Below are 22,457 nucleotides of genomic sequence, written 5' to 3'. Positions count from 1 at the left end.
ATTATTTTCCTTAGTATTCCACTAAATAATCCGATTTAACACTAACTGTTTTTAAATTATTAAAATAGTAATTCCACTATATATTCCGAAGACCCGAAATTTTATGGACTATGGGCAATCCATTCCCGTTATTAATGGTTTTTTCCAATTGACATCTCATCGTAATACAGGCGCTGCTTGGGGGATTTTTTCAGGACAAAAAATATTCTTAATTAGCATTGCAATTATTGTGATAGTCGTTGGTCTTATTTATTCTCGTAAAGTAACTGATAAGCTAACGCGTATAGCCTTTGGCTTATTTATAGGAGGTGCAATGGGAAACGTTTTAGACCGTTTAATTTTTGGTGAAGTAACAGATATGTTCGAAGTTACATTTATCAATTATCCAATTTTTAATACTGCGGATGTATTTTTAGTTAGTGGAGTTATTTTATTCCTTATTAGCACTTATAAAGAGTCAAAATTAGAAAGTAATCAATCTTAAAAAGAATCTTCATTGTTTTCGTATTTTATATATATGGGTATAATGGGGACAAAGGAGGGTGGAAGTATTGAAAAAATTACTTACGTCTATAGTAGCTGTTGCTTTATTTCTAGGTATTGGCACTGCTGCTCTTGCACATTCAAACAGCACTCCTAGTCAAGGGAACGGAAATTGGCAACAAATGATGGATTATTGTTCTCAAATGATGAATTCTTTCATGGATAATCATCAAAACAATATCCAGCATGAAACCTCAACATCAAAGAATTTAAATATACAACAGACTAATTCAAATGATAGTACCACGAATAACCACCAGAACCAAAACCATTCTATGTATGACGATTGTTGATAGGAAATAAACAACAAAAAAGAAAGAGCATGGGCTACAATAAATGTCCAAGCTCTTTCTTTGTTTAGAAATAAAAAATAGATTCTCCTCAAAACCAAAACAGTTTCCTATTGTAGCTTTAAAAGTTTAATCAAAAACGTTCAACAAACCCATATTCTACGGCACAAAAAAAGAATCCATTTTGAAAAAAGATTGATCAAAATGGATTCTCATATCAATACTTAGTTCAATTTTCCATAAAAAAGTTTGATCATTTCGTTGAAGATGGATCTTTATTTAGGTTAGTTCTTTGATATAGATCTTTACATTCCCCAAACAGCAACTACCTTGAGGATTGTTTACTTCACAACCACATCGGTTTTCATTTATATTTTCACGAATATGTTCTACTGGATTAGGATTAATTCCATTTTCAACATATTGTTTAATTTTTTCTTTTGTCCAACCAAAACAATAGCAGACAGGAACAACTGTGGCATTATCTTTTTGATAAACAGAAACCTTAATTTCTGACTTTAAATACGTTTTTTCATCTGTATCATAATAAACAACATTACAATCTTTTGACGAACAAAAATAATGAGTTAAGCCTGCTTTCAATGTACCTAAAATTGTTGGTTTTAACATTGATTTTAACGTAATTATTTTTACTTTTTTCCCTTTTACATTACAAGAAGGACACAACTCATTACTACTACTTTCAGAAACCTGCCCTTTTGTAGAACAACAATCAGACATATTTTACGCTCCCCTTTTTATTGGCGAGGTGCAAATAGCATTACCGAGACACCAATTAAACATATACCTGCACCTACCCAGTCATATATATCTGGTGCTTTTTATCAAGCTTTATCTATAAATTATCAAGCTTTTTTACAAATTATCAGACTTTATTTCAAAGCCACACCTATATCCTTAAACAATATTTACGTCTTTTCATTCTAGTGTATATGAGGAGCTAATTGCTCAAACATCCAATGAAGCCCGAAATTTAAAAAGATCCCCCCGAAAAAGAAAAGAATAATAGGCCTATCCTCTGTCACATTTACAACAGGTAATAAATCTGTTAAAGCTATGTATAAAAATATACCTGCAGTTAATGAAAGCGAAATGGCAAGTATGCTACTTTGTAAAGAAACGAGTTCTGTTAGAAACAAAGCTGCTGTAGCCCCCACTATGGTAGATAAACCTAATAAAACAGCTGCACCTATAGCTTTCTTTTTGCTTTTCAAGCTTGCAAATACAATGGAAGATATAGTTAAACCATCAGGTATCTTATGTAGTAGGACAGCGATTAATACGACAAAACCTAATCCGCTGTTTATTGCAAAACTAGCTACAATTGATAACCCATCAAAAAAAGTGTGTATTATCATGCCTATTAATGCACCATACATTGTAGTATGGGTTTGAGATTGATGTGTTTCTTCTCCAAAATGAAAATGAGGTGCTACCAGCTGTTGAAATAAAAATATAATGCCAAAACCTAAAATTATATAAATTGAACTTGATTCCATTATTTCTAAAGCTTCTGGTACTAGATCCATAATTGCAATTGAGAAAAGTAATCCGGAACTTAGAGCCATTAGAGCATATAAACTTCTTCTGGACCAATTTTTCTTAAGAAAAATAACAAAACCGCCCAAAACATTAGCTAAAGCTGCCGTTATTACATAAAAAATGATTTCCATTAATCGTCACTCCAAAATAAATAATTCGACCTGCACGTATGATTGTGCAGGCCTAGTTAAATTAAATATGCTCTAACTGTTCGAATTATTTTTTATTCAGCATATGAATAGCATGTCCCATAACGCCTTCAGCTGCTTCCATGAGTGGTTCAGGTAAGGTTGGGTGTGCATGAATTGTAAGGCTAAGATCTTCTGCAGTTGCCCCTAGCTCAATTGCAAAAACTGCTTCAGCAATAAGAGATGATACTTCTGGCCCTACCATTTGTACACCTAACACCCGATTAGATTTTTTATCCGCCACAACTTGTACAAAACCATCGGCATCAGAAACAGATAAAGCTCTGCCGTTAGCTTGGAATGGAAAACGACTAGAAACTGTTTCATATCCCCTTTCCTTCGCTTCCTTCTCGGTTAAACCTGTATAAGCTACTTCCGGATCACTGAAAATAACAAAAGGCATTGCCTGAAAATCAATCACGCTATTTTGCCCACTTATTACCTCTGCAGCTATCTTTCCTTCATAACTAGCTTTATGAGCAAGGAGGTAACCGCCCGCACAGTCTCCGATGGCATAAACATGTTCAATATTTGTTTGGCACTTATCATTTATTTTAATAAAACCTCGTTGGTCTAATTCAACCCCGATATTTTCCAATCCAATTTTCCCTGTATTCGGTTTTCTTCCAATGGAAACTAAGCAATAATCCCCTTGGATTCTCTCTTCCTTTCCATTAACCTGAAACTGAACGTTTACTTCATCGCCTGTATTTTCTCCGCCTTGGACTAAAGCATTCGTTATAACTGTAATTCCAAGTTCCTTTAAATGACGTTTTACTACATTTGTAAGCATAGAATCAGTACCTGGAAGAATTGTATCTGACCCCTCAAGAATCGTTACTTTAGACCCGAATTTAGCATAAGCAGTTCCCAACTCCAAACCGATATAACCGCCACCTACTACAACTAAATGTTTTGGCACTTCTTGAAGCATCAATGCCTCAGTTGAAGAGATGATTCTTTTTCTATCAAAGGGCATACTTTTTAATTCCGTAGGTAAAGATCCTATCGCTAGAATTAAGTCTTTGTATGAAAAGAATTGTTCTTCGTTACCAATTTTAATTTTGGCAACATAGGGTTCAGTAAGATAAGCTTCCCCACTAATGACTTCTACTCCATTGCCTTTCAGTAAAGTCTGAACTCCATTCGTTAGTTTATTCACAATACCGTCCTTCCACTTCACTACTTCTGGCATCTCTACTTCAACTTCACCAGAAACCTTTATTCCCATTGAGTTGGCATGTTTTATGTGTTTCACTCGTTCAGAAGCACTAATAAGAGCTTTTGAAGGTATACATCCACGGTTAAGGCAAACCCCTCCTAATTCTGCCTTATCCACCAAAACCACTTTTTTCCCTAACTGAGCAGCACGTATAGCAGCTACATAACCTCCTGATCCTGCACCTATAACTAACAAATCTACATCCTTTTTTCCTTCAACAGTCATTTTAGTTTCCTCCTTCAATCTTATAAAAAAGAAAATAATTATTTTAATAAAAAAATTACCAATAATTGATGTTTTACTTATACCCAATATTTCTATCTTTAATTAGGCTGGAAATATAGAAGGTAGCCTATTAATGAAATTCATCTTTTGGAAAAGGGCTTTCCAATCTGTCTGGAAAGCCCTTTTTAGCCATTTTCCCGTTATTCTTTCACTCTCATTAGTCTTAAACTATTTAGCGCTACCAAAAGCGTTGCCCCCATATCTGATAGGATTGCAATCCAGAGCGTTAACCAACCTGGGATTACCAATAATAAGGCAATCAGTTTAATAGCAATTGCAAAAGTAATGTTAGCTTTAATTATATTCAGAGCTTTTCGGCTAAGTTTTACAGTGAATGGAAGTTTTCTTAGATCGTCACCCATTAGAGCGACGTCTGCCGTTTCCAGGGCTGTATCTGTACCAGCTCCACCCATTGCAATTCCAACTGTTGAGGCCGCCAATGCAGGTGCATCATTGACACCATCTCCTACCATAGCTACGTTGCCATACTCAGATCTCAACTGTTTAATAAAGTCTAATTTGTCCTGTGGCATTAGTTCTGCCTCAATATCAGATACTCCAACCTGCCCTCCGATAGCATTAGCAGTACCTTTGTTATCACCTGTAAGCATAATTGTTTTTTTGATTCCAAGTTGATGTAACTTTTGAATAATTTCCTTACTTGATTCACGAACTTCATCAGCAACTGCAATAACTGCAAGTATTTCTTTTTCGGTTCCAATAATCATGGCTGTCTTACCTTGATTTTGAAGTGTAGTAACATTTTGTTCTAAGTCTTTATCGAAATTAGAAATTGCTAATTCTTTAAAGAGTTTCGGACTTCCAATGTAATAAGTAGTCCCGTTTACAATACCTTTGATACCCTTACCTGTAATAGAAGAGAAGTCCTCTACCTGTACGTCAGAATAAGAAATGTTCTCCTCTTCTGCTTTTTTCATAATCGCAGATGCAAGTGGATGCTGAGAACGATACTCTAATGCAGTAATGATGGATAGTAATTCTTTTTCATTTATCTGTTTGTTCAACACATTAAAATCAGTTACAGCTGGGACACCTTTTGTTAATGTACCTGTTTTATCAAATGCAATAGCCTTTAAGGCACCCATTTCTTCTAAATACACTCCGCCTTTTACAAGGACACCTTTTTTTGCGGCATTCCCAATCGCTGAAACGATAGAAATCGGAGTCGATATGACCAACGCACAAGGACAACCAACAACAAGAACAGCTAATCCTTGATAAACCCATGTTTCCCAACTACCATCAAAGAATAAAGGAGGGACGATAGCAACTAATGCTGCAATGATCATAATGATCGGTGTGTAATATTTTGCAAATTTATCGACAAATGCTTGCGAAGGAGCCCGTTCTCCTTGTGCTTCCTCTACAAGATGAATAATTTTAGAAATCGTTGTATCTTCTACAAGTTTCGTTATTTTTACTTCAAGTAATCCTTCTTCATTTAATGTACCTGCAAATACTTCATCATCAACTGTTTTCTCAACAGGGACTGATTCACCGGTAATAGCTGCTTGGTTGACTGCAGAGTAGCCACTTACGACTACACCATCCATCGCAATCTTTTGACCTGGTTTTACAATCATAATATCCCCAACAGCAATATCATCGACATGAATCATTATTTCTTGTCCATTACGTCTAACGAGTGCCTCTTTAGGAGCGATATCCATTAATGAACGAATCGATTGTCTTGCTCTGTCCATAGAGAATCGCTCAAGTGCTTCACTAATCGCAAAGAGAATAACAACAATGGCAACTTCTCCCCATTCACCAATAATGGCTCCACCTATAACAGCTACTGTCATAAGGGTTTTCATGTCAAATTCAAAGCGTAATAAGTTTTGCAAACCTACTTTAAAAAGCGACAATCCACCTACCAACATTGATGCTAAAAATAATAGGGTTGTAAGAAGATTTTCTTCTCCATTTACAAAGTAGGAGAGATAACCGAAAGCAAGGAACGAAGTTGAATAAAGTAATGTACTATACTTTTTATAAAATGGAACTTTTTCTTCTTTCGTATCTTCTTTTACCTCTTGTGAAACTTGGCGAGCAGATTTTTCAGGAGTCACTTTAAGATTCTCGAATGCACCGGCTTTTTCTAGTTCTTCAATTGTTGCATTACCGTAAACAGCAATTTTAGATGCACCAAAATTTACTTTTGCATCCTCTACTCCAGGAAGCTGTTTTACATTATTCTCGAATTTTCCTGCACAATTTGCGCATGTAAACCCCTGAACGCGGTAAACATTTTTTTCAGCCTCTAATGCTTTTGCTTCAGACAATTTTTACAACCTCCTTATGATGTGCAAATGCAACTTGTATTAGTTGCTTTACATGCTCATCATCTAATGAATAGTAGACTAACTTTCCTTCTTTTCGATAATTAGCTAATCCAAGATTTTTAAGTAACCTCAAATGATGAGATGTAGTGGCAGTTGTAGCACCAACAATATTTGCTACATCACATACACACAATTCATCTTCTAAAGAGAGACTATATGCAATTTTAATCCTAGTATCGTCTGATAATGCTTTAAAAATTTTGGCTACTTCCAAAGGATTTTGTTGGATTAGTTCATTTTTAACTCTTATGACTTTTTCGTCATCTATACACGTAACTTCACATGCATCATTTTGCAAGTTTTCCACCCCACATCAATCAAATGTTTGTTTGATTATTATTATATGCAAACAAAAACAAATAGTCAAATATATGTTTGAATATAAATCAAAAAATATTTTTTATATTTTTTAGTTTGTAATAAATAATTCTAATATATAACTAAATTTAATTTCCATTTATGTAGAACACCTAGAATGAGTACGTCAGGTAAACACAGATTTAAACATAGAGTTTTTTTCACCATAAAAGGCCCGATTTCTCCCGTGTTAGAAAAATCAGGCTTTGTTTTTTAAATTCTCAATAAACATTAGGGGGTCTACCTATAAAACGGTTTTCCGATAATTATGGAGTCACTTTTTTATTTATCTTTCTAATGAATATCCATAATTTAGTGTGATTATACCTTTCGTTTAACATTCTTTATCACTACTTTACTATGTGGAATACTTGGTATGCTCACCATGCTGTAACTTAAATCCTGGTTAGGAACTTCATATTCCATTTGGTTGGCTAGATAATCAAGACTTACTTTCATGACTTCAACGGTGATCCACTCTCCAGCACAGCGATGACCCATAAAGTAATCACCACCACCCTGCGGAATGAAGCCAAATGGGCTTCCTTCCCATTTATCAAACCGATCAGGACTGAACAAATCTGGATTTTCCCAAATTTCAGGGTCATGATTTGTGCCATAAAGATCCAGTAAAGTTAATGTGCCTTCTTCAAATTTATAGCCGTTCCAGGTGAAATCTTTTTTTACCAATGCTACGACAAACGGAAAAAACGGATAAAAACGGCGAACTTCCTGTACAAACATCTGAGCATATTTTTCATCACGGGATTCAAGTTTCTCCCTTTCTTTCGGATAATGATACAATGCCAGCGCAGTGAAATTGATGAATATAGCGATCGCCACAATAGGTCTCAAGATATTGATCACTTCCACAGCAGCAGTCTCGGTATCCAGAAGATTCCCTTTTAAATCGCGATGCCAGGCAAATCTATGTAAAGCAGTATCTTCTGGAGGATTAATTTCCCCATTACGCACCTTATCAACCAACTCACCAATCCAATTTTCTACTTTATTCCGTGCATTTCTCCCTAGCCAATGGTTTGGACCAACTTCAGCCGGAGACTCGAACATCGCCGCCAAGTCTTTTGTCATTTCCTTAACATCGTCTTCTTCCAACGGGACACCTGCCCACTGGCAGGCTGTTCTGCATAGGACTTCTTTTACTTCTTCATAAAGAATAACTTCATCCATCTGTTCCCATTTATCTAGTGCTTTCTTCCACTGTATTTTTGTAATGTTTATTAAGTTTTGAAGTCCTTTAGGAGACATGATGGACATAAACATTTCTTTCCGATGTTTGTGATCTTGTCCATCCAATGCCTGCACACCATTCTTCCCGAACAATGTTTGAACCGCCCGGTTCGGTGCTGCATCTTTCCTTTTAAATTTCTCCGTGTCATAAAAAACTTCCGCAGCTTCCTTTCCTACCATGCAGATTGCTTTCTTTCCAAGCAATCGGGTCTCGAAAATATTAGAATTAAAACTTTTACGTCTGTTTAAAATGTACATATATCCTTCTCTCATAAGGGTCAAGCTATGATCTATTCCTTCTTCACGAGGCATTTGATTTGTATCTGACATATCATTCATCTCCATTTTATTAGTGATAATTTTATTCTTTGTAACTTTTCCCTAATTACTCTTGAAAAAAACTTGGATCAACATACTATATAATGAACATTATCAAGATAAAGAAAATGGCTGCCGACTTTGTCGACAGCCTAAGACCCTAATCCAAATTAGGTTTTTTTTATTTTTTGTGTTCATTCTGAGTGTACCATGTTTAAAATGTAGTAAAATCAATAGGTGGTTTCTATTGGAAGATCCTTTATACTAACTTAACAGCAATCCATATTTGACTTTTTCATCATTTTCTTACAATCTTTTATTTTCATTTTTCCATTTTTCGCCATTTCGCAACAATCCATTTGACAGTTCATTTCCTCACACATTTCCATACATTCTTTTTTTGATTGACAACAATCCATCTCTTCCGATTGTGCTGCATAAACAGAACCACTAAATGCCATCACTACTAAAAATGCTAAAGAAAATATTACTTTTCTCATCCCTTTTCCCCCTTATGTAAAAATGATTGATGTGTCCAATGGTATTATACTATACCGCTAATTAACACTCACTAGATTTCTAACACTACAAACATAAGAAACGAGAGCTTAGGATAAAAAGCTCCCGTCTGAATAGGATTAGTAAGCTTTACATTGGTTGAACACCCGATCCACCACAACAACCACATCTTTTTCCACCGTGACAACAAGGGCAACATCCACTTCCCTGACAGTGGTGACATCCACGCCCACTACAACAACAGCACATACCAGCACCACCACAATAACGACAACAGCCTGCACCGTGACAACAACGGCATTGGTGCATACACTCACCTCCATAAAATAACCACACATAGTATATATATTTATGTAATATTAAACTTAGGCGTTCCCCTTATATAAGGGGGTAGCTCAACCATTTATCACATTTCCACATTAGTATAAAATTCAATAAATAAGATTTTCCCTAAAACGAACATTTAAGGGATAATTTTTTACTTATCAGTAATTCACTTATTTTTGTTGTTTTCTAATCCCTAAACCCTTCCCTTTAACATCTTCCCTAAAATTGACGATTTATCCGGATTAGGGAATAATTGTTTCAGAAGGAGAGGATAAAATGGGGAAAATTTTTGGGTATGCTCGTGTTTCTACTCAAGACCAAAACTTAGATCTTCAACTTGACTCTTTAGAGAAAGCAGGCGCAGCTGTTATTTACAAAGAGAAAATGACCGGAACGAAAAAAGAACGCCCAGAATTAGAGCAGCTTCTTAAGGCTATAAGTGAAGGAGATTCTGTGGTCGTTTATAAATTGGACCGTATTTCAAGATCCACAAAGCACCTTATTGAGTTGGCCGAAACCTTTGAAGAAAAAAAAGTCAATTTTATTTCTATACAGGATAGCATTGACACATCAACAGCTATGGGACGCTTTTTCTTCCGAACAATGGCGAGCATCGCTGAATTAGAACGGGATATTATCAGTGAACGTACAAAATCTGGATTACAATCTGCAAGAATGAGAGGTCGAATCGGAGGAAGACCTTCCAAAGACCCCAAGTTGGTGGAACGCGCTTTAAAACTACATTCTTCTAATCAATATAGCATCAAGGAAATTACGGATATGACGGGTGTAAGTAAATCAGTTTTGTATAGAGCTTTGGAAAAAATTCAAACTGTTGGGTTAGAATAGGGGGAATTTCCTGTGTACCTAAGAGCAAGAGAACTACTAACACCTGATCAAAGAAAGGATTTCTTGACAATCCCTTCAACTTTAAGTAATTGGGAAGTAGCATACTACTATACCCTTACACAAAATGATATTGAGGTAATAAGACGTAGAAGAAGAGATCATAATCGATTGGGATTCGCTATTCAAATCTGTCTTTTTCGTTATCCAGGTTGGTCAATTTCAGATATTAAAAGTATTCCTGATAAGGTGATAAACTATGTTGCTAAACAGCTACAAGTAGACCCAAATGAATTTAAACTATATTCCGAACGAGAGCAAACAAAACATGAACATATGGAAGAAATACGAAAACACTATGGTTTCTCTAATTTTTCTGCCCACTCATATCGGGTTATTTCACACGCATTACTACCCCATGCAATTGAAAATTCAAATGCACTGTTTCTAATAAGGATGACTTTAGAAGAAATGCGAAAGCGAAAAATCATTCTGCCTGCTATGACAACGATCGAAAGATTAGTATGGGAAACAAGGCGAAGGGCAGAGGAGAAAGTATATAATTCACTCTATAAACCGTTATCTCCTTGGCAAAAACAACAATTGGAGAAATTAATTGATACACCTTCCGATAAATCCAAAACTAAGCTTGGATGGCTAAGGGAAATACCAGGTCAATCATCACCAGATGCTTTTTTAAAGGTAATTGAGAGATTAGAATATGTTCGTTTATTAAATCTTTCAACAGAGGCCGAAAATATTCACTCGAATAGGCTGCTACAGCTTGCTAGGCTAGGCGCCCGATATGAACCTCATTCCTTTCGGAGGTTTAATGAGAATAAAAGGTACGCTATTCTTGTAGCTCACCTATTAACTCTTAGTCAAGATCTAATTGATCAAGCTATCGAAATTCATGACCGCCAAATTATGATTTTACAGTCAAAGGGTAGAAAAGCACAAGAAGAACTGCAAAAGCAAAATGGGAAATCTATCAATGAAAAAGTACTACACTTTGCGGATATTGGCGAAGCTTTAGTAAAAGCACGGAATGAAGAGCTAGATCCATTTGAAGTATTAGAGAAAATAATGCCATGGGAAAAGATTGTTGATTCTATAGAAGAAGCAAAACGTTTAGCTCGTCCTATGGACTACGATTACTTAGATTTGTTGGTCACCCGGTTTAGTTACCTTAGAAAGTATACACCGGTACTTCTCAGTAAATTGGAGTTCCATACGACTCAGGCTACTGAGCCTTTATTGCGTGCTCTAAATGTCTTGCGTGAAATTAACAATAATAAGAAGCGCCATATTCCCGAAGGCGCGCCATTGGATTTTGTGCCAAAGAGATGGCAGAAACATGTCTATGATGAAGATGGAAATATTAATCGAAAGTATTATGAATTAGCAGCACTAACCGAATTAAAAAACCATATCCGTTCAGGAGATATATGGGTTGTTGGAAGCAGGTTACATAAGGATTTTGAAGAATACTTAGTCTCTAAAGATAATTGGGATGAAACTAAGTATACAAGCAATAGATTAGCTGTTGGTATGTCAGCTCAAGAATATATTATTGAGAGAAATACAGCTTTAAATGAAAGATTAAATTATATAATGGAAAACATAGATTCTCTTGAGGGAATAAGTATTGACAAGTCAAGGATACGGCTTGACCGTTTAGAGAAAGATACACCGGAAGAAGCCAAATCTCTTAGCCAAACTTTATATAACATGTTACCACGGGTAAAACTTACTGATTTATTGATTGAAGTTTCAAATTGGACAGGATTTGATGAACACCTTACTCATGCGTCTAGTAATCGTCCTCCTAAGGGAGAAGAAAAGTCTATTGTAATGGCTACGATTATGGCCATGGGAACCAATATCGGTCTTACCAAAATGGCTGAAGCAACACCAGGAATCACCTATCATCAGTTAGCTAATGCAGCCCAATGGCGATTACATGAGGATTCTTTGAGTAAAGCTCAAGCTACTTTAGTAAATTTTCAACATCATCTTTCTTTATCAAAATATTGGGGAAATGGGAGTACCTCATCTTCGGATGGCATGCGTGTACAAGTTGGCGTCTCTTCTCTTCATGCTGATGCAAACCCACATTACGGAACTGGGAAAGGAACTACTATCTATAGATTCACAAGCGATCAATTTTCTTCCTTTTATACAAAGGTTATTAACACTAACGCTCGGGATGCCGTCCATGTTATAGATGGGTTGCTTCATCATGAATCAGAATTATCTATTGAAGAACATTATACAGATACTGCTGGTTATACAGATCAAGTCTTTGGATTAAGCCATATATTAGGTTTTCGTTTTGCTCCTAGAATGCGGGATCTATCAGACTCTAAACTTTATATTATGGATAAATCTAATGACTATTCAAAAATTGAAAGCATTTTACGGGGGAAAATCAACATTAAAGTCATTCAAGATAATTATGATGATGTCTTACGATTAGCACATTCTATACGAGAAGGAAAAGTATCAGCTTCTCTAATTTTAGGTAAGTTAGGATCCTATTCTCGCCAAAATAAAATGGCAACAGCTTTACGTGAAATGGGAAGAATTGAAAAAACAATCTTTATATTAGACTATATTTCTAATGAAACATTACGTCGGCGTGTCCAAAGAGGATTAAATAAGGGAGAAGCAATGAATGGATTAGCAAGAGCCTTATTCTTTGGGAAACGTGGAGAGTTAAGGGAAAGAGGATTGCAAGATCAACTTCAACGGGCTAGTGCCTTAAATATTCTTATAAATGCTATAACAGTTTGGAATACAGTTTACCTTACAGAAGCTACGAAGATATTAAAAGCTAAAGGATTATTAAAAGAGGAATTATTACCTCACATTTCCCCATTAGGTTGGGAACACATAAACTTATTAGGTGAATATACATTTGACTTAAAAAAGGCACCTAACTCAAATAAACTACGTCCATTAAAGACATAAAGATAAGCTGATATTCTCTTAGCGTTAGAGAAATCAGCTTTTGTTTTCCATTTATTGTCTTAACGTGGGTTTTATGTCAAAATGTTGGCGGTACCCCTAAATGGAAAAAACAAACTTTACTGAAGAAACTGTGTTTTAAATAATATCGACAAATTTTGGGATACTGGCATGACAATGATGGTCATTCTTTCGAATCCCGTAGTGTTTCTTGGGGTAACGGAAAACTAGGGGTAGCATTCGATTTCCAGGACAAAGCACGCATTCAAAGAGATGGTGTGCCAATAGCAACCTATATCGGTTGGGGATTTGCAGCTTCGGTTACTTATGACTCTAAATTTGTAAATTATAATGGTAACGCTCGCACAGTTTATGCGCACACTTGGGACACTACCTCTATTAATAGTATTTCCTTCTCTGGGGGGGCAGCTAATTACGGTGCAAGTGTAAGCTTCGATAAAAGTTCAAATAGATGGCCAGCATATAATGATCGAGACACCGTATTCTAACTATCAGTATAATGATCAAATAATACTTTCATTTCAACAAAAAACCTGACAGCTAATCGTAGCTGTCAGGTTTTTTGTAGTACGTATTGTATCTTTACCAGGAGATATATCGCCGTGCTGACTTTTTCATTAATACTGGCTCTTTAATTTTATTCTTGACTTTGCAAGAATGCTTTCATTTCTTTGTCGGGGATTTTTCTTTTTAAATGCTCTGGAAGATGATCAAAACAGTAAATCATTCTATCACGGTTGAGATTTGGAACTTGTTTGAGCAGCTCCCATTCATCAGCTGATAGTGGTTTTCCGCAGCCTGCCATTATACAATTTCGCTCAATCCTTGAATTGGAATGGACAACTCGTTTCTGTCCTTCTGGAGCAGGATTACTGCCTATGAGGTGACGCAAAGCTGGATTATCTCCCCAGTCCTTATATGGAGCAAGATCACTCCATCCCATTTGCCAACTATCTACCGCTTCAACAAAAGCGCTTGCGGCAGCCTGATCAAGTGCGTTGGATACTTTCGGACGTCCCTGGCCATCTTTATCAATATATGCGAAGCCGAATCCATCTCTGCTGTAATCACTTATAGAAATTGAAACTATTACTTTAACGTACTGCTGCTCCAAATTGATTTCGATATCTTTAATGGTTTTGCTCCACTGCCCCTCCGTTGCAGCTTCCAGCCTGTCAGTATATATCTGATTCGGAATATAAGCTTTCTGTGTATCGGATCGCAGCTTGACTGTTCCTTTTGGAAATGACTCCTTTAGCCTTCGAACAATATCTGGGTAATTCAGATCGTCCATATTTTTCACTCCCCACATAAATACATCAGTTACATCCGAACTGGAGGGAAACTGATTTTAGTGCTTAGTACATTCTTATACATCAAACTTCTTCATGTATTTTTCAAAGTTAGAATAGACCTTCTTTGCCATTGTGACTCGTTCAGGTAGATCACGTAACATTTGAACGAAGTATTCGTGGCCAGAATCAGTGATGCTATAATACCGGTTGTATCGATCATCACCTTTCCACTCACGAATGACGTGCCCATTCTCGGCCAACTTTCTGAGCCTAGCACTAAGATATGAATCGTTCACGCCAACTCCGCCTAAAACGGACGCAATCTTTTTATCCAGCTCACTAACATAGAGCTGCTTTCCGCCCTGCAGCTCGGATAAAACAACGAAATCAATCACTTGCTGCACTTTAACAACATAACCCAAGGTTCCCTCTTTTTCTACGGGATTATCATTTCTAGGCATAACACGCCTCCTCTTGCAAAGTATCAATGTTAACCGTTAAATTGAATAGGGCAGGGCCCCGTATAATGTACTAATTATAACATATTTCTCAACCAAAGCGTGGAATTACTATCCGTGTTTACACGCCTTTTCCTTCCCGCTCTCCATCATACGAGCAATCTCTTTTGTTTATCCCCTTTATACCAATTTTCTACTTCTTCTGTATCTAGATTCGAACCTAGCTGCAGAGCTCTATATCTGCAACTCAATCCGGATCTATTCTTTTGCTAAGTAGGTATGTAGCTGTAGATAATAACAATGTAACTTAATCCGAATCCAGCAACAGATTACGACTGTCGGGGGGGCCGCGCGCTGCGCAAAAACCGGGTTTAAAAGGTATCAAAAGAATTAGAAAAATTGTAGAAGAAATAAAAAAAGAGGACGGAAAAAAGGTCTGTGTTGAAGGTACATAATCGCAGATGTAAGTAAGTTAACGAAGTTGTATATCTAGTGAGAGAATTATCTGGGGGGGGCAGCCAGCCGGACAAACAATGGATGGATACGGTGGACGGTAGCAGGAAGAGCGACGACGAAGCAATACGAGTTCGTGTTAACCGTGTAAACACGCTTAGTGTAAACACTGGTATGAGTAATCAAACCCACCTTTCTTTATATACAAAACAAAAAGCGGGTTTGACCTTTTTACCCCGAAGATCTGATAACTGATCATTCAGTTACAGGATTAAAAGACTCATACAATTTATAGATGGGCAGTGTCATATAGTATTCTTGTACTTGTTTATCCATCAAGCTAAAGAAAAACTTACTCTCTTCAGAATTTTTAAGCAATACATTAACGCAAAATGATAACGCCTGATTTTCTTCTTTTATAGCTTTCATCTTTTTTTGATACAGATATTTACTATCTTCGGAAGTTAGACGTCCATCTCGCCAAAGTTTGATTTGTAACTTGTTGATACGAATATACTCCTCGTTCTCACTCGCAGTCCCCTTGGCTTTATCATAAATGTAGTCAGCTATATCCAAGAGCTCACTCTTTCCAGACTTGATAAATGCGTTAATGCATTTTAAACAGAAACTATTCGTATGATCTGCTGATGTGTTATTCATAAAGGGATCGAATTGATCAAAAGTTTGACAAATCACTTGACTGTTAAGATTTACTCCTTCTGCTAGTGCATCATCAGTAAGTAATAAATATATACTGTGAGGAAACTTTTCATCATTTTCATCTCTAAAATACACTCTTGCATCAGCTACTTTATCCGAAAAAGCACTTACAATTTTCTTCTTGGCTGTTGAATTATAGAACAATAGGATTGATTTATCACCAACATAAAAATTAAACATTCCACTTTTCGATTTTTCAAATGAAAATCCTCGAACATCATTTTTCAGCACCCGAAGAATTAACCATTCTAGCTCCAAACCTAATTGACGATCTTGTTTTTGTTCAATAACTGTTGTTTTTTCTATACCCAAAAGCTCAAAAGTTTTCTCTAATTCGAGCAAACAGTCATACCATTCCAGTAATTCTGCTAGAGTATCTTTTTGAGGACTCATATGAATATAGGCGCCACCTTCAAAACTTAATTTATTCCCTGAAAACAAACTGATAAGCAGAGGAACAACTTTTAACTGAGCAGAAAGAGTGTGAAAATTTAGGACTTCATAATTAAGTATAATAACACCATCAATATCACTTAAACTAAGAACATATGATTTTTCTAAAGTTATAAATTTAACACCTTGTTTTATTTCGATGTCAGTAAAAACGTGATAGTTTCTTTGATCATCACTGAATGTAATAACACCTTCAATCACATTGATGGATTCAATTCTAATCCTATTTAAAGGAAAGTGAGCTTGGTTTCGGACACCATACATTGTGAAGTCATGTTCGAAAATTTTCTCCAAAGACTCATCAAATGAAGGAGAGTAAGTCATACTGGTCAACCTTAATTCTGGAAACTCATGAATTTGAAACGGCTTATGCGTTACGAGCTGCCTTGATTGCAGTGTTTGTTCAGTCAAAAATTTATAACAAACATCATATAACCTTGTTTCATCCAGTGGTCGTAAATCAATAACCCTCTGTTTCTGTTTGTTAAAACGTTGTAGTAATTCATTTATCTCGAGAGCAAGCAAAGCTTTGTAAAAAAGCTTAGTTTCTCCGTTCGGTTTGACCTCTCCAACAAGTAAGAGAACACCATCAGAATTAAAAAAATTTCGATAATCAGCTAACTCGAAGCTGAAGCTCCTAATCCCTTCAGTGAAATGCTCTATTTCAGTCCCCTTCACTTGTACAGGTACCCTTCCAATTAGGGATTCTTTAGTCTCTGAGTCATCCTTCATTACAGAGATATGCCCGTCAAACGAAATTCCCTTATCTCCAACTGGTATATCAGGTATCAAATAGGAGTCTGGTAAATTTGCCAGATATTCAATTGCATTTACCGTCTGACGTTCCTTCTTCTGATTTGAAAGCTTGGCCACCCTGGATCCCCCTTATTTTGTTTTCAGACCTGATTATTTCCATTGCCGAAGGTCATTCTTGCCCATTCCTCTAATGTAATGCCATTCTGAATTTGAAAACCCTCTGCCTCATCAGCTGCGTCAAATACTAAAAGCTCCTCATCTTCTCTCTCAGCAACAACACTATCTACTTGTCTATAACCATAATTGTACTCATTAGGACGTGCATGTAACAATCTCACATAATCACCTGACTTAGCACAAGCCGCCCCTAGCGCTGTATTATTAGTATTTTCTGGTGTTATTGCTCCAAAGACAGCACAATGGGTCATTTCATCATTGAGCTTCTCACAAATTCTGCATGTTGGATTAATTTTCTGTGTTCCCATAGATAAAAACCTCCCTTTTTCCGTATATTTTGTATTTATCATATAACGGAAGTTGATTTTCACAAAATTTTTTCATAAATAAAAACAGAAAAAAGATGCCGGCAAGCCAGCACCTTTTTTTATAACGATTTTCTGTATTATCAAACTCATTTTTCAGATCACTAATAGGAGATTCAAAAATTGAAAGCTATCTGCCCAGCACCCACGTTGTATTTCTTCTTCGTTTTGGCAGCTGGTTTATTACCTTCGACCACAAGTCTAATTTTCTCCTGTTTCGATGTAGACTGCTCATGAACAATCTTATTCGTCAAGTTAAAAACCCATCGACGAAAATCAATCGCATCTCTTGGTGCTTTTGAACGATCCCAGCTTAGAACCGTAGACTCAGCACTGCAGGAGAACTCTAAGCCCTCTACACCTTGCTTTACTCGCTCCACAACATATTTTATTTGTTGCTCAAATCGTGAATGAAGATCAGCTGGTATAGACTCATCTGCCCATTTAAGGAGTACTTCTTGCAGGGATCCCGCTTCAATAACATCTACTGAAGGAACTTCCACCTCAACAAAATCACTGGAATTGTCGTTAATAGTATCTTCCTGTACCAAAGCTTGTACCGAAGATTCCGGAATAAACTGAGTCGCATCTATAGTCATCTTGCCCCAAATGGACTCAGCACTTTCCACACCTTCGATATTATTACCAACAAAGCGTTTCGCCAATTCCGTAGCAAGGCTTCCTCCAGAACCTTCAGTAAGAGCTGATAAGCCTTCCTGGGAAAACTGACCTTCTAAGGCTTGGGCAGCGCTCATTTTGGCTGCCATAAGATTAATGGCCAGCTCCTGCATTGTTCCCTGATATGAGTTGTAAACAGTAAGACATTTATTCGGCTGACCTATCCGCCAATGCCGTCTTGATGCCTGCCGCACAATATTCAGACGGTGCCCAGTCTGATAGAAATAAAGTGAAGGAAACATCAATAAATCAAGGCCAGTGCTAACCAGGATTGGATTCGTCAGTATTACCTGAGCACCTTCCCTTACCCTTTCGGCAATCCACTCTTCTCTATCTGGTCCCTTTACCTCTGTTCCAAGTAGGGCTGTCTTTATCCCTCTTTCTTCAAGTAACTGAGAGAGTCGCTGCAGAGTGCCCATTTTCCCCGTATAAGTCGCATAAATGCCTACCCTTCGCCCGAGCTTTAGCTGCGATCGGACAAACTTGATCATCTGAAGCTCCTTAGGATATAATAGGCGCTCACTAAGCCGGTAACTACCCGGCACTATGCATTCTCCTGTATCCGGATGAAAGACACCTTCGAAATTGAAAGGGACATCTGAATAACTCAAAAGTGTATTCACAAGGCTCCCTAGAAGTACCGACTGGCCACCTGCAGCGAGCTCTTTTTGCACAGCTTCTCGCAGACGATTTTCGACTTCAGTCAGATTTTTTCTGAGATACCAATCTGGCGCAAGTAACCTCATTTTCTTTTCAATCTTTCTCTTTCTACCTGGTCGTCGAACAATTTGGGTTTTGCAGCTTATAAGTCTTCTTTCACCCTCAAGAGGAACACTCATCGGTCCTTCTTTGAGTTCCGGCAGGACTTCGAACATATCAGCCATCTGTATAAAAACTGCAACGTCACTGAGTATGTCCGTGAAGAGCTGCGGTGCGGCAGCCGGCAACTCCTTAACACTTGTCCTTTTCGACTTCCCGTTACTAGAGCTGTTCAAATCTCCGTCATCACGTATTTTAGTGACCCTTTCCCGTACACCGTACAAATCGACCCACTTTCCTACGTCTCCCCAATTAAAGCCCATCTGCTTCAGACGAGAGGGAAACATCCGGAAAAACAATTCGAATAAGGAAGAAGCATAACCATTGGACAAAGTTCCGGTCATTGCGATCCCTCGTTTGGCACAATTCAAAAATACATGAAAAGCATGAGCTTGAGCGCTCCCTCCTGCTAACTCATGGCATTCGTCACCGATGGCCAGGTCAAATTTGCCTTTAAACCAACGCTTAAACAAATCCGCAGGAGATACTTTTCGTGGCGCCACCCCAGCAACCGGTTTCGGCTTACCAGATATATATGATTTTTTCGAATTCTTCGCCTGCCAAAGTCTTGACCCACAAATACGGGTCTCATCCTTGTCGGGATCTACATTTTTATAGAGGCGTACTTGATTAGAACAGTACAAGTTCGTTTTTCTACGCGTAGGCTTTCCATGCTTATTAAAAAAGTCCTCATACTCCATCGGTACAAGACTGTCCTCTTTCTCTTTCATTAATTGTCCACCACAATCGGGGCATCTCCATCCGCGAAAAGCAACCTTTTCAACAGTTCGAACTGTCCCATCATTGTTTTGAAACTGCTGCTGATATGTACGGTCCGACCAATGTGCAACCGGTTCGTAAATATAACCTAGTTTAGCAGTATCCCTTGCAATGATGTAAACCTCAATTTTTTTAGGTTTCGTCTCCAATCTTCTGCTATCTCGGAGCTTGATAACGTCAATATAGTCTGATAGAAAGTGAACCTCAAACAGATCCTTATCTAGCAGAATACCCCATTCCCGCTTCGTCTTCTTTATCAGATGATTTGGGACCATATAAAGAACCCGTCCAGATTTTTTCTGGAGTAATTCTGTGATTAGGGAATAAAAAACTGAGATAGAGACGGATGTTTTCCCTGTTCCAGGCTCACCAATAACTAAGAGATTACGATGACGCTGAAACCCCTTAATTAATGCAGTTACGACGTGAGCTTGTGCTTGAAATAATGGACGCTTAAGGTTCTCTAACAACTGGAGTGGTTTATTTTGACCTGGATGATGAACTGGTACATATTCATCGTTAAGACGTCTAATCAGGTCTGCTCCAAATAACCCTAAATAATCCCCAATAGATTCCACATCGGAAAGAGAGGAAACCTTTTTCTCTTCCAGAGCAGGGTCAATTGCCTCAATCACCACATTGCTTATTTCTGAAGATTCACTCATGAAACGGCCTCCCCATTTATATCCTCAACCAGTTGAATTGCCCCTGTTCTGAGTCCATAAGATATATACTCATCCAATATTTCCTCTCCAGCGAGCAGCTCAAAAGCAACCAGGTTTTGATAGTCTCCCGTGTAATCATATACATCAAGTTGAACGAGATAACCATCCTGGAATAGCCGAAGATATAAGTAAGGGATCCACTCTTCTAGCATTGGCGTCTCATAGTAAGCATCGATTGCCCAGAAAAGTCTTTCGTGTATATTGCCATCCCATGCAAAAATACAATAACCTTGGTCCTGGCGCGATAAAACTCTTTCACTGGCAACAATTCCGGTAACCAGCGTCTCATCTTCGCGCTGTGAGAGATGCTTGTATTTTCCATAGGGTTTAATATAGAAAGAGGATCGATCATACCCTTTCTCTCCAATACGCGGTGCATGATAGAAACGAAAAGTTACATCTTCTGCTTTCTTGGCATGATGAAATTGAGCAAAAACTGCCTGCACACGCGAATCAATATCTATAACATTCGTATAAATGAGATAATTATTTTTAGTAGTTGAATCATACTTTGTCACTAATAGTGAGCAATGAACCTTCACATATATATCCTTATGAGTAAACTCCATAAATTTCATGGTCTCTATTCCCCCTCATCTGCTTTCTAAGATGTTAGCTCTGAACCGTTCGAATATTTCCAAACCGGTCCACGATACGAAAGGTAATCTTAAAGGTTTCCCTTGTCGTCTCTATGGTCTCATCCCCGACTTTTTCAATTTCCGTAGTAGCATCCTTCTTCACAATGCCTTTTAGAACGTGAAGAAGTTCTCCGCTGCCAACTTTTCCGTTTAATCGGCCTGAGGCCATTCTTAGGACCCTATGCATTTCTTTATCCGGAAGGAGCGGCTGCAGCTTCAAAGCAGGTGCTTTAGGTGTCGTCCATTCCATGCCTCTTCGTGACAAAGATGAATGGCAAGAAACGACCCTGAGCTGGTCTACGTCCATGATTATCGATCTGAAGTATTTTGGAGTGACGTTCCCTGCCGGCACTTTATAAATAGGATCTATTGCTTCAGGTAACCGACTAAGTACAATTCCTTCAGCAACTAATCCAAGTATTCTTTGTACTTCCGGTCGATCAATGAACTTTACAGATCGTTTACGACCGAAAACATATACTTGACCGTATGTATCGTCATGAGATTGATAAACATTAATCTCATCCAGATTAGTGACTAGCAAATTGACAATATCCTTAGTCATACGTCGCCTCGGAATGTTATAGATAAGTATTCCGTCAACCGCCAAGTACTGAATGATGTGCCGAAGGAACACCTTTTCTTTACGCTCTCGCTTGCTCTCCTCTGATTCCGAATCATCATCATAGGGAGGATTTAAGTATATGAGCCTGAAGTAGTCCTTAGAGATACGGCACTGTTCATAGCCTCCAAAACATGCTTGGTGTACGCGCTCTCGGAGCTCCAGGTACTTCTCTTCATTAGGTTCCACACCAAACGTTACAGCCTTTGAACCTTGTGTAAGAATCTCCATTGCACGGCCACTTCCTGCACAAAAATCCGCAGCTGAGAACGGCCGATCAGGAAATTGTAATAGTTTTCGTACGCAGTCCATATCTCGATCAGTTGTCTCAAAGTTACCCATACGAATTTTGTTTCTAATAATTCGATCAAACATGCGCTTCATGTTATCGGACATATTTATTAACCCCCAATAGAAATTAGAAGAGCCGCGCATGCGCAGCTCTCTTTTAT

General features: G+C 37.7%; 19 protein-coding genes and 1 pseudogene. 4 read left to right on the top strand and 16 right to left on the bottom strand.

Features of this window, described 5'->3' with window-relative positions; genetic code table 11:
- Nucleotides 1-103: 103 nt before the first annotated feature.
- Both lspA and BLW49_RS23950 read left to right on the top strand, forming a co-directional pair.
- Complete coding sequence (lspA, locus tag BLW49_RS23955) at nt 104-484, top strand: signal peptidase II (RefSeq protein WP_256209929.1); 381 nt, start codon at nt 104-106, stop codon at nt 482-484.
- A gap of 58 nt (nt 485-542) precedes the next feature.
- Entirely contained in the window at nt 543-836 is a 294-nt protein-coding gene (locus tag BLW49_RS23950) for a hypothetical protein (protein WP_243356598.1), read from the top strand.
- A gap of 276 nt (nt 837-1,112) precedes the next feature.
- Here BLW49_RS23950 and BLW49_RS23945 read toward each other — a convergent pair whose 3' ends face one another.
- The 9 genes and pseudogenes from BLW49_RS23945 to BLW49_RS23905 form a co-directional block, all read right to left on the bottom strand.
- Nucleotides 1,113-1,574 (bottom strand): putative iron-sulfur cluster-binding metallochaperone, encoded by a 462-nt coding sequence (locus BLW49_RS23945; RefSeq protein WP_090727359.1) that lies wholly within the window; start codon nt 1,572-1,574, stop codon nt 1,113-1,115.
- Nucleotides 1,575-1,591: 17 nt separating this feature from the next.
- Nucleotides 1,592-1,675: pseudogene (locus BLW49_RS23940) on the bottom strand (hypothetical protein); the annotation flags it as partial.
- 102 nt (nt 1,676-1,777) lie between these two features.
- Nucleotides 1,778-2,527 (bottom strand): ZIP family metal transporter, encoded by a 750-nt coding sequence (locus BLW49_RS23935; protein ID WP_090727357.1) that lies wholly within the window; start codon nt 2,525-2,527, stop codon nt 1,778-1,780.
- 85 nt (nt 2,528-2,612) lie between these two features.
- On the bottom strand, nt 2,613-4,031 hold the full coding sequence (gene lpdA, locus BLW49_RS23930) for a dihydrolipoyl dehydrogenase (RefSeq protein WP_090727356.1): 1,419 nt from the start codon (nt 4,029-4,031) through the stop codon (nt 2,613-2,615).
- Nucleotides 4,032-4,231: 200 nt separating this feature from the next.
- Complete coding sequence (locus BLW49_RS23925) at nt 4,232-6,397, bottom strand: heavy metal translocating P-type ATPase (protein ID WP_090727354.1); 2,166 nt, start codon at nt 6,395-6,397, stop codon at nt 4,232-4,234.
- Nucleotides 6,390-6,755 (bottom strand): ArsR/SmtB family transcription factor, encoded by a 366-nt coding sequence (locus tag BLW49_RS23920; protein WP_090727353.1) that lies wholly within the window; start codon nt 6,753-6,755, stop codon nt 6,390-6,392. The genes BLW49_RS23925 and BLW49_RS23920 overlap by 8 nt, the downstream gene beginning before the upstream one ends.
- Nucleotides 6,756-7,135: 380 nt before the next feature.
- Nucleotides 7,136-8,395 (bottom strand): CYP152 family fatty-acid peroxygenase CypC, encoded by a 1,260-nt coding sequence (locus tag BLW49_RS23915; RefSeq protein WP_090727351.1) that lies wholly within the window; start codon nt 8,393-8,395, stop codon nt 7,136-7,138.
- A gap of 257 nt (nt 8,396-8,652) precedes the next feature.
- On the bottom strand, nt 8,653-8,883 hold the full coding sequence (locus BLW49_RS23910; RefSeq protein ID WP_061786335.1) for a hypothetical protein: 231 nt from the start codon (nt 8,881-8,883) through the stop codon (nt 8,653-8,655).
- A 138-nt stretch (nt 8,884-9,021) separates the two neighbouring features.
- Nucleotides 9,022-9,225 (bottom strand): hypothetical protein, encoded by a 204-nt coding sequence (locus BLW49_RS23905; RefSeq protein WP_061786336.1) that lies wholly within the window; start codon nt 9,223-9,225, stop codon nt 9,022-9,024.
- 280 nt (nt 9,226-9,505) lie between these two features.
- On the opposite strand from BLW49_RS23905, the gene BLW49_RS23900 reads away from it, so the two are divergent.
- Nucleotides 9,506-10,078 (top strand): recombinase family protein, encoded by a 573-nt coding sequence (locus tag BLW49_RS23900; protein WP_090727350.1) that lies wholly within the window; start codon nt 9,506-9,508, stop codon nt 10,076-10,078.
- A 12-nt stretch (nt 10,079-10,090) separates the two neighbouring features.
- On the top strand, nt 10,091-13,048 hold the full coding sequence (locus BLW49_RS23895) for a Tn3 family transposase (protein ID WP_090727348.1): 2,958 nt from the start codon (nt 10,091-10,093) through the stop codon (nt 13,046-13,048).
- A gap of 655 nt (nt 13,049-13,703) precedes the next feature.
- Here BLW49_RS23895 and BLW49_RS23890 read toward each other — a convergent pair.
- The 7 genes from BLW49_RS23890 to BLW49_RS23860 all read right to left on the bottom strand — a co-directional run bounded on the left by BLW49_RS23890 (nt 13,704) and on the right by BLW49_RS23860 (nt 22,401).
- A complete protein-coding gene (locus tag BLW49_RS23890) occupies nt 13,704-14,360 on the bottom strand; it encodes a hypothetical protein (protein WP_090727346.1) in 657 nt (218 codons plus the stop codon).
- A 75-nt stretch (nt 14,361-14,435) separates the two neighbouring features.
- A complete protein-coding gene (locus BLW49_RS23885) occupies nt 14,436-14,822 on the bottom strand; it encodes a PadR family transcriptional regulator (protein WP_090727345.1) in 387 nt (128 codons plus the stop codon).
- Nucleotides 14,823-15,527: 705 nt separating this feature from the next.
- Nucleotides 15,528-17,318, bottom strand: coding sequence for a DUF4365 domain-containing protein (locus BLW49_RS23880; RefSeq protein ID WP_090727343.1), 1,791 nt, complete (start codon nt 17,316-17,318; stop codon nt 15,528-15,530).
- A 23-nt stretch (nt 17,319-17,341) separates the two neighbouring features.
- Nucleotides 17,342-17,686 (bottom strand): hypothetical protein, encoded by a 345-nt coding sequence (locus BLW49_RS23875; protein ID WP_090727342.1) that lies wholly within the window; start codon nt 17,684-17,686, stop codon nt 17,342-17,344.
- Nucleotides 17,687-17,859: 173 nt separating this feature from the next.
- A complete protein-coding gene (locus BLW49_RS23870) occupies nt 17,860-20,685 on the bottom strand; it encodes a DEAD/DEAH box helicase family protein (protein ID WP_090727340.1) in 2,826 nt (941 codons plus the stop codon).
- Entirely contained in the window at nt 20,682-21,323 is a 642-nt protein-coding gene (locus BLW49_RS23865; RefSeq protein WP_090727338.1) for a hypothetical protein, read from the bottom strand. The genes BLW49_RS23870 and BLW49_RS23865 overlap by 4 nt, the downstream gene beginning before the upstream one ends.
- 34 nt (nt 21,324-21,357) lie before the next feature.
- On the bottom strand, nt 21,358-22,401 hold the full coding sequence (locus tag BLW49_RS23860; RefSeq protein WP_090727336.1) for a DUF6094 domain-containing protein: 1,044 nt from the start codon (nt 22,399-22,401) through the stop codon (nt 21,358-21,360).
- Between the last annotated feature and the right edge of the window lie 56 nt (nt 22,402-22,457).

Origin of the sequence: Paenibacillus sp. PDC88, assembly GCF_900106725.1 — a bacterium.
Lineage (GTDB): Bacteria > Bacillota > Bacilli > Paenibacillales > Paenibacillaceae > Paenibacillus > Paenibacillus shunpengii.
Note: the sequence above shows the minus strand (reverse complement) of the source record. Positions and strands in the feature narration are given on the sequence as shown.